Source organism: Sphingomonas sp., from assembly GCF_035910975.1.
Taxonomy (GTDB): Bacteria; Pseudomonadota; Alphaproteobacteria; order Sphingomonadales; family Sphingomonadaceae; genus Sphingomonas.
In genome coordinates, this window is sequence record NZ_JAMHWM010000012.1 from 105647 (window position 1) to 119318 (window position 13672).

Below are 13672 nucleotides of genomic sequence, written 5' to 3' on the forward strand. Positions count from 1 at the left end.
GACAAGCTCAGGGCGAACGGGTTGGAGGATAAGATCATGAAGACTCTGGTTTGGGTCGAACACGACGGCGCGGCCGTCAAGGATGCCACGCTGGCCGCGGTCACTGCCGCGTCGAAGCTTGGCGAAGTGCACCTGCTGGTCGCAGGGCAAGGCGTCGACGGCGTCGCGCAGTCGGCGGCCAGGATCGCCGGTGTCGGCAAGGTCCATGTCGCCGACGACGCGGCCTATGCCCATGCGCTGGCCGAGAATGTCGCGCCGCTGGTCAAGTCGCTGATGGACGGCCACGACGCCTTCGTCGCGCCGGCGACCTCCAACGGCAAGAACATCGCGCCGCGCGTCGCCGCCCTGCTCGACGTGATGCAGGTCAGCGACATATTGTCGGTCGAGGGACCGGACAGCTTCACGCGGCCGATCTATGCCGGCAATGCGATCGCGACGGTGCAGACGAAGGACGCCAAGCTGGTCGTCACGGTGCGCGGCACCGCGTTCGAGAAGGCGGCGACCGAAGGTGGTTCGGGCACCGTCGAAGCGGTGGCATCGACCGGCGACGCCGGCGTGTCGAGCTTCACGGGCGCGGAGATCGCCAAGCTCGAACGCCCCGAACTGACCAGCGCCAAGGTGATCGTGTCGGGCGGTCGCGCGCTCCAGAACGGCGAGAACTTCGCCCAGATCATCGAGCCGCTCGCCGACAAGCTGGGCGCCGCGGTCGGCGCCAGCCGCGCGGCGGTCGATGCGGGCTATGTCCCCAACGACTATCAGGTCGGCCAGACCGGCAAGATCGTCGCCCCCGAAGTCTATATCGCGGTCGGCATCTCCGGCGCGATCCAGCACCTCGCCGGCATGAAGGACTCCAAGACCATCATCGCCATCAACAAGGACGAGGACGCACCCATCTTCCAGGTCGCCGACATCGGCCTCGTCGGAGACCTCTTCAAGGTGGTGCCGGAGCTGACGTCGAAGCTGTAGGGAGCAAAAAGCGCCCTGTGCGCGCAAAGCTTCGTGGCCAAAGGCTGGCGGCATGATTCCGGGCTGATTCGGGGCTGGCTTTTGGAGGCCGGCCTGGGCGAGCGGATCGGGTTGCCACATGCGGTGGCTATTTGTCCGTGACGGTTTCCATCGCGACGAAGGTCGAGGTGCTGGCGACGTGCGGCAGTTGCGAGATCTGTTCGCCCAGCACCGTGCGATAGCGCCGTATGTCGGCGGTGCGCACCTTCAGCAGATAGTCGAAGCTGCTCGCGATCATGTGGCACTCCTCCACCTCCGGGATGCGCAGCACGGCGGCGTTGAACGCGCGGAGCGCATCCTCGCGCGTGTCGGACAGCTTCACCTCGGTGAAGGCGACATGCTCCAGGCCCAGGCGCGCCGGGTCGATCCTCGCGCGGAAGCCGATGATGACGCCCGTATCGATCAGGCGGCGCATCCGTGTCAGACAAGGCGTCTTCGACAGGCCGACCTTTGCCGCGAGGTCGGTCACGCTGATCCGGCCGTCCTCCGCGAGCACCGCGAGGATGCGCCGGTCGAACCGATCCAGTTCGACCGGAAAATCGGGATTAATGGTGCCGATCGCCTGCATCTTGTCGATCCTCCGGGTGATCCGGCAAGGTAGAACGCCAACTTGAGACGAACCGCCGCGCGCGTATCTGCTATGGCGCTAGCATGACCCGCCCGCCCTTCGCCAGCTTCGCTCCACCGATCGCCGAACAGACCGCACTGCGCCGCGCGATCACCGCCGCCTGTCGCCGCGCGGAGCCCGAGGCACTCGATCCGCTGATCGCGGCGGCGACGCTGCCCGACGACATCCGCGCCGCCGCCCGCGAGACGGCACGCGCGCTGATCGTCGCGCTCCGGGCCAAGAAGCGTGGCGGCGGGGTGGAGGGGCTGGTGCAGGAATATGCGCTGTCGAGCCAGGAAGGCGTCGCGCTGATGTGCCTGGCCGAGGCGCTGCTGCGCATTCCGGACAACGCGACCCGCGACGCGCTGATCCGCGACAAGATCGCCGACGGCGACTGGAAAAGCCATGTCGGCGGCGAGCGATCGCTGTTCGTCAATGCCGCGACCTGGGGGCTGGTGGTGACCGGCAAGCTGGTCGAAAGCGCCGACGATCGCGGCCTCACCGCCGCGCTCACGCGCCTGATCGCGCGCGCGGGCGAACCGGTGATCCGCCGCGGCGTCGATCTCGCCATGCGGATGATGGGCGAGCAGTTCGTCACCGGCGAGACGATCGGCGAGGCGCTGAAGCGGTCGCGCCGTATGGAGGCTGGGGGCTTTTCCTACAGCTACGACATGCTGGGCGAGGCGGCGACGACGGCGGCCGACGCGGCACGCTACCTCGCCGACTACGAGAGCGCGATCCATGCGATCGGCCGCGCCTCGGCGGGGCGCGGCATCCATGCGGGGCCGGGCATCTCGATCAAATTGTCGGCGCTCCACCCCCGCTACAGCCGCGCGCAGGCCGGACGGGTGATGGCCGAGCTGCTGCCGCGCGTGAAATCGCTGGCGGTGCTGGCGAAACGCCATGACATCGGGCTCAACATCGATGCCGAGGAGGCCGACCGGCTGGAACTGTCGCTCGACCTGCTGGAGGCGCTGGCGCTCGATGGGGATCTGGCGGGCTGGAACGGGCTGGGCTTCGTCGTCCAGGCCTATGGCAAACGCTGTCCCTTCGTCATCGACTGGATCGTCGATCTGGCGCGGCGCGCCGGACGGCAGATCATGGTGCGGCTGGTCAAGGGCGCCTATTGGGACGCCGAGATCAAGCGCACGCAAGTCGATGGGCTGGCGGACTTCCCGGTGTTCACCCGCAAGGTCCACACCGACGTGTCGTACATCGCCTGCGCACGCCGCCTGCTCGACGCGCGCGATGCGGTGTTCCCACAGTTCGCAACGCACAACGCGCAGACGCTGGCGACCATCCACCAGATGGCCGGGCCGGAGTTTGCGCCAGGGGACTGGGAGTTCCAGTGCCTTCACGGCATGGGCGAGCCGCTGTATGAAGAGGTAGTCGGTCCGGACAAGCTGGACCGGCCGTGCCGCATCTACGCGCCGGTGGGGACGCACGAAACCCTGCTCGCCTATCTCGTCCGGCGCCTGCTGGAGAATGGTGCGAACTCGTCGTTCGTCAACCGTATCGCCGATCCGGACGTGTCGATCGACGACCTGATAGCCGATCCGGCCGATGCGGTTCGCGCCGAGGCGGTGCCGGGCACCCGGCACGATGCGATCGCGCTGCCGTCCGACCTGTACGGCGCGCGGCGAAACTCTTCCGGTATCGACCTGAGCGACGAAACAGCGCTGGCGGCGCTGGCCGAGGCGCTGAAGGAAAGCGCCGGCCTGACGTGGAGGGCGGGCGAGGGTGGCATGGCACGCGAGGTGCTGAACCCCGCGGACCACCGCGACGTCGTCGGCACTGTCCATGATGTTTCGGAACAGGAAGCAGCGGCGGCGGTCGCCAGAGCGGTGCGATCCCGCTGGTCCACGACGCCGATCGCGGAGCGCGCCGCGATGCTCGAACGGGCGGCCGATGCAATGGAGGCGCGAATGCCGACCTTGCTCGGGCTGATCGTGCGGGAGGCGGGCAAGTCGATCACCAACGCCATCGCCGAGGTGCGTGAGGCGGTGGATTTCCTGCGCTACTACGCCGAACAGGCGCGCGCCCAGGGCGATGCGCGGCCGCTCGGGCCGGTGGTGTGCATCTCGCCCTGGAACTTCCCGCTGGCGATCTTCACGGGCCAGGTCGCCGCGGCGCTGGTCGCGGGCAATCCCGTACTCGCCAAGCCGGCCGAGGAAACCCCGCTGATCGCCGCCGAGGCCGTGCGTATCCTGCACGCGGCCGGCGTGCCGGCCGACGCACTGCAACTGATCGCTGGCGACGGGCGGATCGGCGCGGCGCTGGTCGGCGCGCCGGAGACGGCGGGGGTGATGTTCACCGGTTCGACCGAGGTTGCGCGGCTGATCCAGAAACAGCTGGCCGGGCGCCTGTCACCCGATGGCAAGCCGATCCCGCTGATCGCGGAAACCGGCGGGCAGAACGCGATGATCGTCGATTCTTCGGCCTTGGCCGAACAGGTGGTGGGCGACGTGATCGCCTCCGCCTTCGACAGCGCGGGCCAGCGCTGCTCGGCGTTGCGCATCCTGTGTTTGCAGGAGGAGGTGGCCGATCGCACGCTGGCGATGCTGAAGGGCGCGCTCAACGAACTGCGCATCGGCAATACCGATCGGCTGGCCATCGACATCGGCCCGGTCATCTCCGCCGAGGCCAGGGAAACCATCAATACGCACATCGCCGCGATGCGCGCGAAAGGCCGACCGGTCGAACAGCTCGCGATGCCCGACGAGGCACGGCACGGCACCTTCGTCCCCCCGACGATCATCGAACTGGACCGCATCGACGACCTGGAGCGCGAGGTGTTCGGGCCCGTCCTGCACGTCATCCGCTACCGCCGCGAGACGCTCGACCGGCTGATCGATGCGATCAACGCCACCGGCTACGGCCTGACCTTCGGCCTGCACACGCGGCTCGACGAGACGGTCGCGCACGTCACCTCGCGGGTGACGGCGGGCAACCTCTACGTCAACCGCAACGTCATCGGCGCGGTAGTGGGGGTGCAGCCATTCGGCGGGCGGGGGCTGTCGGGTACCGGGCCCAAGGCGGGCGGGCCGCTCTATCTGCGCCGGCTGGTACAGGCCGCGCCGGCCGCATCGGCCGGGTCGCGGACCGATCCGGCGCTGGCCGATTTCGCCCGCTGGCTCGACGAGAGCGGGGCAAGCGCGGACGCGGCGGCCGCGCGGCGCTGCGGCGAGGGCTGCGCGTTGGGGATGGAGGTGACGCTGCCCGGCCCCGTCGGCGAACGCAACCTCTACAGCCTGCACGCGCGGGGCGCCGTGCTGCTGCGGCCGGCGACGACGACGGGGCTCTACCGGCAACTCGCCGCCGTGCTCGCGGCGGGGTGCAGCGCTGTGGTGGATGACATGGCGCTGCCCGCGGACCTGCCCGCCAGCGTCGCCGCGCGCCTCGCGCCCGCCACAACCGCACCCGCCGTCGCGCTGGTCGAAGGCGACTCGACGCGGATCCTCGCGACGCTGGGCGAATTCGCCGCGCGGCCGGGGCCGATCGTCACCATCCATGCCGCATCGCCGGAGGAGTGCCGCGACGGGTGCGGCTACGATCCGACCTGGCTGCTCGAGGAAGTGTCGATCTCGATCAACACCACCGCCGCCGGCGGCAACGCGAGCCTGATGGCGCTGGCCTGAGGAGCAGGGTCGTTTCATTCGCGCCTGGCCCTTTTCGCGCGCGTGCCGGTGCGGGCTGACGCGGGCGTCGGATCACTTCCCCATGGTCGCCGACCCGCCCTTCATTCGCTGAGGGTAAAGCGCACGCCCTGCGTCAGGTCCGAGGTGCCGCCGATGTAGAGGTCGAAATCGCCGGCTTCGGCGCCATAGCTCATGTCGGCGCGATGGAAGGCGAGGTCACTCTCACTGATGCGGAACGTCACCTTGCGCGTCTCGCCCGGCTTCAGCGTCACCCGCTCGAACCCCTTCAGCTCGCGTACCGGGCGCGTCACCGATCCGACGAGATCGTGGGTGTAGAGCTGGACGATCTCGGTGCCCGCGCGCCGCCCGCCGTTGGTCAGGGTGACGCTGGCGGTCAGCGCCTCGCCGGGGCGAATCGTCGTCCTGTCGAGCGTCACCGGCGAATAGGAGAAGCTGGTGTAGCTCAGGCCGTGGCCGAACGGCCATTGCGGGCTGTTCGGCACGTCGAGGTAGCGTGATAGATACTTCTGCCCCTGCTTCTCGGCAGTGTAGGGGCGGCCGGTGTTCTTCATATTGTAGAAGATCGGCACCTGCCCGACGTTGCGCGGGAAGGTAACCGGCAGTTTCCCGCTGGGGTTGTAATCCCCGAACAGCACGTCGGCGACGGCATGGCCGCCCATCGTGCCGGGATACCAGGCGTGGAGGATCGCGGGGATGTTGTCCGCCGCCCAGGGGATCGAGTTGGGGCGGCCCGACAGCAGCACCAGCACGATCGGCTTGCCAAGCGCCTTCAGTTCCTTGAGCAGCGCTTCCTGATTGCCCGGCAGGTCGAGCGAGGTGCGGCTCGCCGCCTCGCCGGTATGGTCCCAATATTCGCCCATCGCGGCCACGATCACATCGGCACCCCGTGCCGCGGCGATCGCCTCGGCGAAGCCGTCGGTTTTGCCGGCGTCGGCGAAGTTGTAACTCGCGCCCCCGGCGTAGCTGACGGTCACGCCCTTGCCCGCGCGCGCGCGAATACCCTCCAGCACGGTCACCGGCTTTTCCTTGCGGTCGCCCTGCGCCGCCCAGCTGCCGATCATGTCGGCCTTGCTGTTGCCCAGCGGGCCAATCACCGCGATCGACCTCGCCGACGCCGCCAGCGGCAGCGTGTCGCCATCGTTCTTCAGCAGCACCATCGACTTGCGGGCGACATCGCGCGCGGCCTCCAGAAACGCCGGCGTCATCACATTCGCCTTCTCGCGCGCCGCGTCGCTGAAGCGGTAGGGGTCCTGGAACAGGCCCAACCGGTACTTCATTTCCAGGATGCGGCGCACCGCGGCATCGACCGTCGCCATCGGCACCCTGCCCTCGGCGACCGACTTGGCGAGGTGGTTCAGGTAGACCGCGCCCTGCATGTCCATGTCCACGCCGGCGTTGGCCGCCTGTTCACCGGCCTGCTTGTCGTCCTTCGAATAGCCGTGCGGCACCATCTCGTTGATCGAGGTGTAGTCGGTGACGACGAAGCCCTTGAAGCCCCATTCGTTCCTGAGCACGTCGGTCAGCAGGAAGTGGCTGCCGCTCGCGGGCACGCCGTCGATCTCGTTGAAGCTGGTCATGACCGTGCCAGCGCCGGCATCCAGCGCCGCCTTGAACGGCGGCAGATAAGTGTCGCGTAGTTCGCGCATCGACATGTCGACGGTATGATAATCGCGCCCGGCCTGCGCCGCGCCATAGGCGGCGAAATGCTTGACGGTGGCGATCAGCGCGTCGGTGTGGCCGATGCCCTTGCCCTGGATGCCCTTCACCCGCGCGGTGGCGATGCGGCTGCCCAGATAGACGTCCTCGCCCGCGCCCTCGGAGATGCGGCCCCAGCGCGGATCGCGGGAGATGTCGACCATCGGCGCGAAGGTCCAGTGCAGCCCCTCGGCGGCGCCTTCGATGGCGGAGATGCGCGCCGCCTTCTCGATCGCCTCCATGTCCCAGGACGCCGCCTCGCCCAGCGATATGGGGAAGATCGTACGGTGACCGTGGATCACGTCATAGCCGAACAGCAGCGGGATCTTCAGTCGCGTGCGTTCGACCGCCAGCGTCTGCAGCTTGCGCGTATAGGCGACCGAATGAGCGTTGAAGATCGCGCCGACCTTGCCCGCCGCGATATCCTCCTCATAGCCTTCGCGCAGGCCCGGCCCGGTCGACAGCCAGTCGCTGGTCAGCAGCGTCATCTGGCCGATCTTCTCGTCCAGCGTCATCTTCGCCATCAGCTCGTCGATGAAGGCGCGCATCCGCGCATCGTCCTGCCAGCCGGGATTGGCGGCGGTGCGTTGTGCGACGGGTGCCGGCGTCTGGCCCAGCGCGGCGGGGGCGAGGCTCCAGGCAAGCGCGGTCGCCGCCAGCAAATGGATCGCCTTCATGATATCCTCCCTTTGCGCCGGACGGGCGTGAACGCTGTGGCCAAATTACATCTTGACGAACCGGGCCGTGCGGGCCGATTGTGCAGGCGATGTAACCGGTTCCAAACGCGCTGGCAACCGATGAGGGCGGAGAAACAGGGTCTCCGTGGTGGTCAGGCGCACAGGGGAGGATTTGAACGACAATGCCCAGCTTCGACACGCGCTCGTCTGCTCGCCGCGGCACAATGAAGCTCGCCGCCGCGCTGCTGCTCGGTTCCGCGATGACGGCGATCGCCGCCGCGCCGGCCGCCGCCCAGGTCAATGACGCCTCGCTGCGCGGGCGCATCTCCGCTCCGTCAGGGGCGATGCCGACGCAGGTCGTCGCGGTGAACGTCGATACCGGTGTCCGCCGTAACTCGAGCGTCAGCGCCGACGGCCTCTACAACTTTGCCAGCCTGCAGGTCGGCAATTACCGCCTGGAAGTGACGGGACCATCGGGCACCCGCTCGACCGACGAATTCCGGCTGACCGTCGGCCAGGCCGCGACCTTCGACTTCGATCTGTCGCCTCCCGCCGAATCGTCGGGCAGCACGACCACGGGCAGCGACGGCGAAGTCATCGTCACGGGCAACCGCATCCGCACGATGCAGGCTGGCGAAGTCGGCGCGACCATCACCCAGCGTCTCATTGAGCAGTTGCCGCAGACCAACCGCAACTTCCTGGCGTTCGCCGATCTGGCGCCCGGCGTGCAATTTGTCGTCGGAGGCAACGGCGAGAACCGGCTGCAGGGCGGCGCGCAGCGCAGCAACGGCGTCAATATCTTCATCGATGGCGTTGGCCAGAAGGACTATGTCCTGAAGAACGGCATCAGTGGCCAAGATTCGACGCAGGGCAATCCGTTCCCACAGCTCGCGATCGGCGAGTACCGTGTCATCAGCTCCAACTACAAGGCGGAGTTCGACCAGGTCAGCTCGGTGGCGATCACGGCGGTGACCAAGTCCGGCACCAACGAATTCCACGGTTCGGGGTTCATTGATTTCACCAACCAGAATCTGCGCGATTCGCGCCCGATCGAGCTTTTCCCGGCCAATGCCATTAAGGTGCGCAGCCGTGAAATGCAGTTCGGCGGATCGCTGGGCGGGCCGATCATCAAGGATGTGCTGCATTTCTTCGGTACGTACGAGGGCAAGCGCAACATCTACCCGCGCGACGTCACCATTCCGGCGAACCTCGCATCGACGCTGTCGCTCCTGCCAGCCAACCTGCGGCGGCTGTACGGTTCGGTCAACTCGACGTTCAACGAGAACCTCTATTTCGGCAAGATCAACTTCACGCCGACGAGCAAGGATCTGTTCGAGGTCTCGGCGAAATATCGCGACGAGACGGGCGAGACGTTCAACAACGGCGTCGCCGCGTTCGAGACCCGCACGCTGGCGCGTGTCGAGGAACTGCGTGTGCTGGGCCGCTGGCAGCACAGCGAGGACAACTGGCAGAACGACTTCAAGGTCGCGTACGAGGACGTGACGTGGAACCCGCGGCCGTTCTTCGAGGGGCCGCGCCTCGTCTACAACGTCCAGATCCCCAACCCCGCCAACCCGACGCAGTTCATCCGCGGCAACATTCTGGAGGTCGGCGGCGGCCGTAACTTCCAGGACAAGGGCCAGAAGGGCTGGCAGGTGTCGGACGACTTCACCTACACCGGCCTGCAGGGGCACACGATCAAGGTCGGCGTGAAGGCTAAATGGGTGACGCTCAACTCGCTGCAGCTAAACAGCTTCAACCCGGCCTTTACCTACTTCACCCCGGCCGGGGCGACCACACTCAACACCACCATTCCGTACACTTTCAACTTCCAGTCGTTGGCCGGCGGCTTCACCGACGCCCAGATCAATTCGAAGAACTTCCAGCTGGGCCTGTATGCACAGGACGACTGGGACGTCACCGATCGCCTGACGCTGAACCTTGGCCTGCGCTGGGATTACGAGCGGACGCCCACGTTCCTCAACTATGTCCACCCCGCCGCCCAGGTCACTGCGGTCAGCCCGGCCAATTATCCGAACCTGACCAGGGCCAACTATAATATCCGCGACTATATCTCGACCGGGACCGAGCGGAAGGCGTTCAAGGGCGCGTGGCAGCCGCGGCTGGGCTTCACCTACGAGCTGGACGATCAGGGCCGCTTCACGATCTTCGGCGGCTATGGCCGCTCATACGACCGCACCCAGTTCGACTTCATCCAGCAGGAACTGGCCCAGGGTCAGGCGGCGGGCCGGACGTTCAACATCACCAACCCCGCCGACACGGTCAACGTGTGCACGCCCAGCCCGACGTGCATCACCTGGAATCCGGCCTATCTGACCGAGGCTGGTCGCGCGGCACTCGTCGCCGGGTTGCCGGCCGGCGCGGGACGCGAGTTGCGCTTCATCAGGAACGATTTGAAGGCGCCCTATTCGGATCAGTTCAGCCTCGGGCTGCGCAGTCGTTGGGGCAATCTGGTCGAAACCGAGATCGGCTATTCGCACGTCACCAGCCGTGACGGGTTCGTTTATCTGCTCGGCAACCGCCAGCTTGACGGCTCGTTCTTCGTCTATGCGGCAAACGGCAGCATCTCGTCGCCGTTCGGCTTCCCGCCGGCGCCCTTCGGCAGCATCATCATCGGCGACAACGGGCTCGAAACTGACGCGGATTCCGCGTTCTTCAAGGTGACCAAGCGTTATACCCAGGCATCGCCCTGGAGCATCGACGCGACCTACACCTATACCAAGGCGACAGAAAACCGCGCATTCGCTGAAACCTTCAGTCTAGATTACCCGAGCATCGACGACTACCCCGTCCTGCCGTCACAGGGCATCCGTGCGCATCGTATCGTGATCGCCGGTACCGTCGACATGCCGTTCGGCCTGACGATGGGCGGCAAGTTCCAGATGTCGTCGCCGCAGCGACTGAACCAGTTCGTAACAGTGCCGGGCACACCGCCCACGCGCACGATCACGTCGCAGCTGGCTGAAGGTAACGGCGATCTCTGGGGCTATCGCCAGATGGACCTGTCGATCACCAAGAACATCCCGCTGCGCTTCCTGACCGATGACACGCGCGTCTGGGTCCGGGCTGACATCATCAACCTGTTCAACGATCGCAACTATAACGGCTTCAGCGCCGCGACGGGCCTGCGCGATCCGAACAACTTCAACATCGACGGGCCGCCGCGGACAATCAAGGTTTCGACCGGCTTCAATTTCTAGGGCTCCTCCCTCGGCCGCGCATGTCGTAAGGCGTGCGCGGCCATTTTCTTGTCCGGGGGGCATCGGAAAAGGATGACCATGCGTACCGGATCGAAAATGCTGATGACCCTCGCCGCGCTGCTCGCCGCCGCGTGCCAGCCGCCGCGCCTCGCGACGCCCTCCGCCCCGCCGCCCGCTGAATTCCGGGCGACCCCGGCGCAGGCCGCGTTCGTCGAGGATCTGTCGCGGCGAACCTTCGATTATTTCTGGGACACCACCGATCCCCGGACGTGCCTGGCGCCCGATCGCTGGCCGTCGGCGCCGTTCTCGTCGATCGCCGCGGTCGGCTTCGCGCTGACCGCCTATGGCATCGGCGCCGAGCGCAACTATGTACCGCGCGCTGAAGCCGCCAAGCGCACGCTCGCCTGCCTCGACCATTTTCTCGCGCTGCCCCAGGGGCCGCAGGCCGCGGGCGTCGCGGGGCACAAGGGCTTCTTCTATCACTTCCTGCGCACCGACGACGGCACGCGTTATCGCAACAACGAACTGTCGAGCGTCGATACCGGCCTGTTCTTCATGGGCGCCCTGTTCGCCCAGAGCTATTTCGACCGCGACGACCAGGTCGAGGCGGCGATCCGCGCGCGGGCCGAGGCGCTCTACGCCCGAGCCGACTGGACCTTCTTCCAGCGCAACCGCACCGGCAGCCAGGCGACCAACCTCGCCAACTCGCACGGCATCTCGATGGGGTGGAAGCCCGAACGCGGCTACGAACCGCATGACTGGGTCGGCTATAACGAGGGGATGCTGGTCTATGTGCTGGCGCTGGGTTCGCCGACGCACCCGGTCGGCAAGGATGCCTGGGACAAGGGCTGGGCGGCGCGGCTGGACGAGGAATGGGCGACCTTCCACGGCCAGACCTACCTGACGTTCGAGCCGCTTTTCGGGCACCAATATTCGCACCTGTGGATCGATTTCCGCGGCATCACCGAACCGTTCATCGCCTCCAGGGGCATCGATTATTTCGAGAACAGCCGCCGCGCGACCTATGCGCAGCGCGATTACGGCGAGAAGAACCCGGCCGACTGGGTCGGCTATTCACGCGATATCTGGGGCTGGACCGCGTCGGACGGGCCGGAGAATTCGCATCACAAGCGTGTCGTGAACGGCAAGCCGCGCGTCTTCGAAACCTATTCCGCGCGCGGCGTCAGCCCCAGGGTGACGCGCGACGACGGCACGATCGTACCGACCGCGGCGGGCGGATCGATCGCCTTCGCGCCGGAGATCACCATCCCCGCGCTGATGGCGATGAAGGAACGCTATCCGCATGTCTGGGACCGCTACGGGTTCCGCGATTCGTTCAACCCCAGCTTCACCTTCGCCGACTATGCGGGCAAGAGCGGGACAGTCGATCCGAAGTCCGGCTGGGTCGCCGCCGACTATATCGGTATCGATCAGGGGCCGATCCTGGCCGCGATCGAGAACCAGCGCAGTGGCCTCATCTGGAAGACGATGCGCAGGAACCCGCATGTCCGCCGCGGGCTGGAACGGATCGGCTTTTCGGGCGGCTGGCTGGCGGCGGAACGCTAGGGTCAGGACCCAAAAGCCAGCGCTGAACCCGATATCCGCGCCGCCGTGAATCCCACAATGTCGCTACGGCCTGGCCGAATCACCTCGGGCGATGAATGGAAATAGCGGAAAGGATTGGCGGGTCTGGCGCGGGATGGGCGGCTCACTGGCTGTCGTTATCAGCTGCCCGATCCGCCTGCCCGGTCCCTTTGACGGAACCTGCATTACCAATACCGCTGCCTTCGATTTATGATCCAGTTAGAGCGGTTTTCGGCCGATCTGAATCGGTAGGGATTCACAGGGGTCGGATTTTCTGATTCAGGATCCGTGCTGGCGAAGGAGGCTGGCACGGATGGGTCGAGCCTTATCGCGTGATCTTCGGGATCGTGTCGTCGCCGTTGTTGAGGGCGGTGTGTCATGTCGGCAGGCTGCCGAGCGGTTCGGGGTCAGCGCGGCGAGCGCGATCCGGTGGCGACAACTGGCGCTGGCGCACGGCACGCCGGCCGCCAGGCCGCAGGGTGGCGATCGCCGAACGGCGAAGATCGAGGACCATGCGGACTTTATCCTCGAGGCGATCAGGCGGGAGCCGGACCCGACGCTGGCGGAGTTGCAGGCGATGCTGGCCGGGCGCGGCGTGAGCGTCAGCATCGCGACGCTGTGGCGGTTCTTCGAGCGCCACGGGATCACGCGCAAAAAAAGAGCGGCCACGCGACGGAGCAGGATCGCCCCGACGTCCTGAGACGGCGCGAAGCATGGTTCGAGGGCCAGCTTGATCTCGACCCCGAGCGGCTGGTCTTCATCGACGAGACCTGGGCGTCGACCAACATGGCGCGGCGCCACGGTCGCTGCCCGCGCGGCGAGCGGCTGCGCGCCGGCATCCCCTTCGGGCACTGGAAGACCACCACCTTCGTTGCCGGCCTGCGCCGCACCGGCATGATCGCCCCTTGGGTGCTCGACGGCCCGATCAACGCCGACGCGTTCATCACCTACGTTACCCGCGTCCTGGTGCCCGAACTCGGTCGTGGCGACGTCGTCGTCATGGACAACCTGTCGAGCCACAAGGCGCCGGCTGTCCGCGCCGCCATCGAGAGCGTCGGCGCCACGCTGCTCTTCCTCCCGCCCTACAGCCCGGACTTCAACCCGATCGAGCAGGCCTTCTCCAAGCTGAAAGCCCATCTGCGAAAGGCCGCCGAACGCACCATCCACGGCTTGTGGAATGCCATCGGCCGCATCCTCGATCTCTACTCGCCGCAGGAGTGCGCC

7 protein-coding genes are annotated in these 13672 nt (G+C 66.8%); 5 read left to right on the plus strand and 2 right to left on the minus strand.

Features of this window, described 5'->3' with window-relative positions; all coding sequences use genetic code 11:
• The first annotated feature begins 36 nt into the window (after positions 1 to 36).
• Complete coding sequence (locus VYI76_RS03185) at positions 37 to 966, plus strand: electron transfer flavoprotein subunit alpha/FixB family protein (protein WP_326523322.1); 930 nt, start codon at positions 37 to 39, stop codon at positions 964 to 966.
• 127 nt (positions 967 to 1093) lie between these two features.
• On the opposite strand, the gene VYI76_RS03190 is transcribed toward VYI76_RS03185, so the two are convergent.
• Positions 1094 to 1573 carry an Lrp/AsnC family transcriptional regulator gene (locus VYI76_RS03190; RefSeq protein WP_326523323.1) on the minus strand — a complete coding sequence of 160 codons (480 nt, stop codon included), beginning with the start codon at positions 1571 to 1573 and terminating at the stop codon, positions 1094 to 1096.
• Between the two features lie 83 nt (positions 1574 to 1656).
• Between VYI76_RS03190 and putA the strand changes: the two genes are divergently transcribed.
• On the plus strand, positions 1657 to 5250 hold the full coding sequence (gene putA / locus VYI76_RS03195) for a trifunctional transcriptional regulator/proline dehydrogenase/L-glutamate gamma-semialdehyde dehydrogenase (RefSeq protein WP_326523324.1): 3594 nt from the start codon (positions 1657 to 1659) through the stop codon (positions 5248 to 5250).
• Positions 5251 to 5351: 101 nt separating this feature from the next.
• Here putA and bglX read toward each other — a convergent pair whose 3' ends face one another.
• Complete coding sequence (gene bglX, locus VYI76_RS03200) at positions 5352 to 7643, minus strand: beta-glucosidase BglX (RefSeq protein ID WP_326523325.1); 2292 nt, start codon at positions 7641 to 7643, stop codon at positions 5352 to 5354.
• A 224-nt stretch (positions 7644 to 7867) separates the two neighbouring features.
• Between bglX and VYI76_RS03205 the strand changes: the two genes are divergently transcribed.
• The 3 genes from VYI76_RS03205 to VYI76_RS03215 form a co-directional block, all read left to right on the plus strand.
• Positions 7868 to 10864 (plus strand): TonB-dependent receptor domain-containing protein, encoded by a 2997-nt coding sequence (locus VYI76_RS03205; RefSeq protein WP_326523326.1) that lies wholly within the window; start codon positions 7868 to 7870, stop codon positions 10862 to 10864.
• Positions 10865 to 10936: 72 nt separating this feature from the next.
• Positions 10937 to 12430, plus strand: coding sequence for a glucoamylase family protein (locus tag VYI76_RS03210; protein WP_326523327.1), 1494 nt, complete (start codon positions 10937 to 10939; stop codon positions 12428 to 12430).
• 331 nt (positions 12431 to 12761) lie between these two features.
• Positions 12762 to 13672, plus strand: a protein-coding gene (locus VYI76_RS03215; protein WP_326523328.1) for an IS630 family transposase whose coding sequence is annotated in 2 segments (ribosomal slippage) — positions 12762 to 13115 and positions 13118 to 13672 — 909 coding nt annotated over the 2 segments. Because the reading frame shifts where the segments join, the coding sequence is not laid out codon by codon here. This gene is flagged as partial in the annotation.

Coding starts and splice junctions, on each gene's coding strand:
- VYI76_RS03185 (WP_326523322.1), top strand. CDS start 37: ATGAAGACTCTGGTTTGGGTCGAACACGACGGCGCGGCCGTCAAGGAT.
- VYI76_RS03190 (WP_326523323.1), bottom strand. CDS start 1,573: ATGCAGGCGATCGGCACCATTAATCCCGATTTTCCGGTCGAACTGGAT.
- putA (WP_326523324.1), top strand. CDS start 1,657: ATGACCCGCCCGCCCTTCGCCAGCTTCGCTCCACCGATCGCCGAACAG.
- bglX (WP_326523325.1), bottom strand. CDS start 7,643: ATGAAGGCGATCCATTTGCTGGCGGCGACCGCGCTTGCCTGGAGCCTC.
- VYI76_RS03205 (WP_326523326.1), top strand. CDS start 7,868: ATGAAGCTCGCCGCCGCGCTGCTGCTCGGTTCCGCGATGACGGCGATC.
- VYI76_RS03210 (WP_326523327.1), top strand. CDS start 10,937: ATGACCATGCGTACCGGATCGAAAATGCTGATGACCCTCGCCGCGCTG.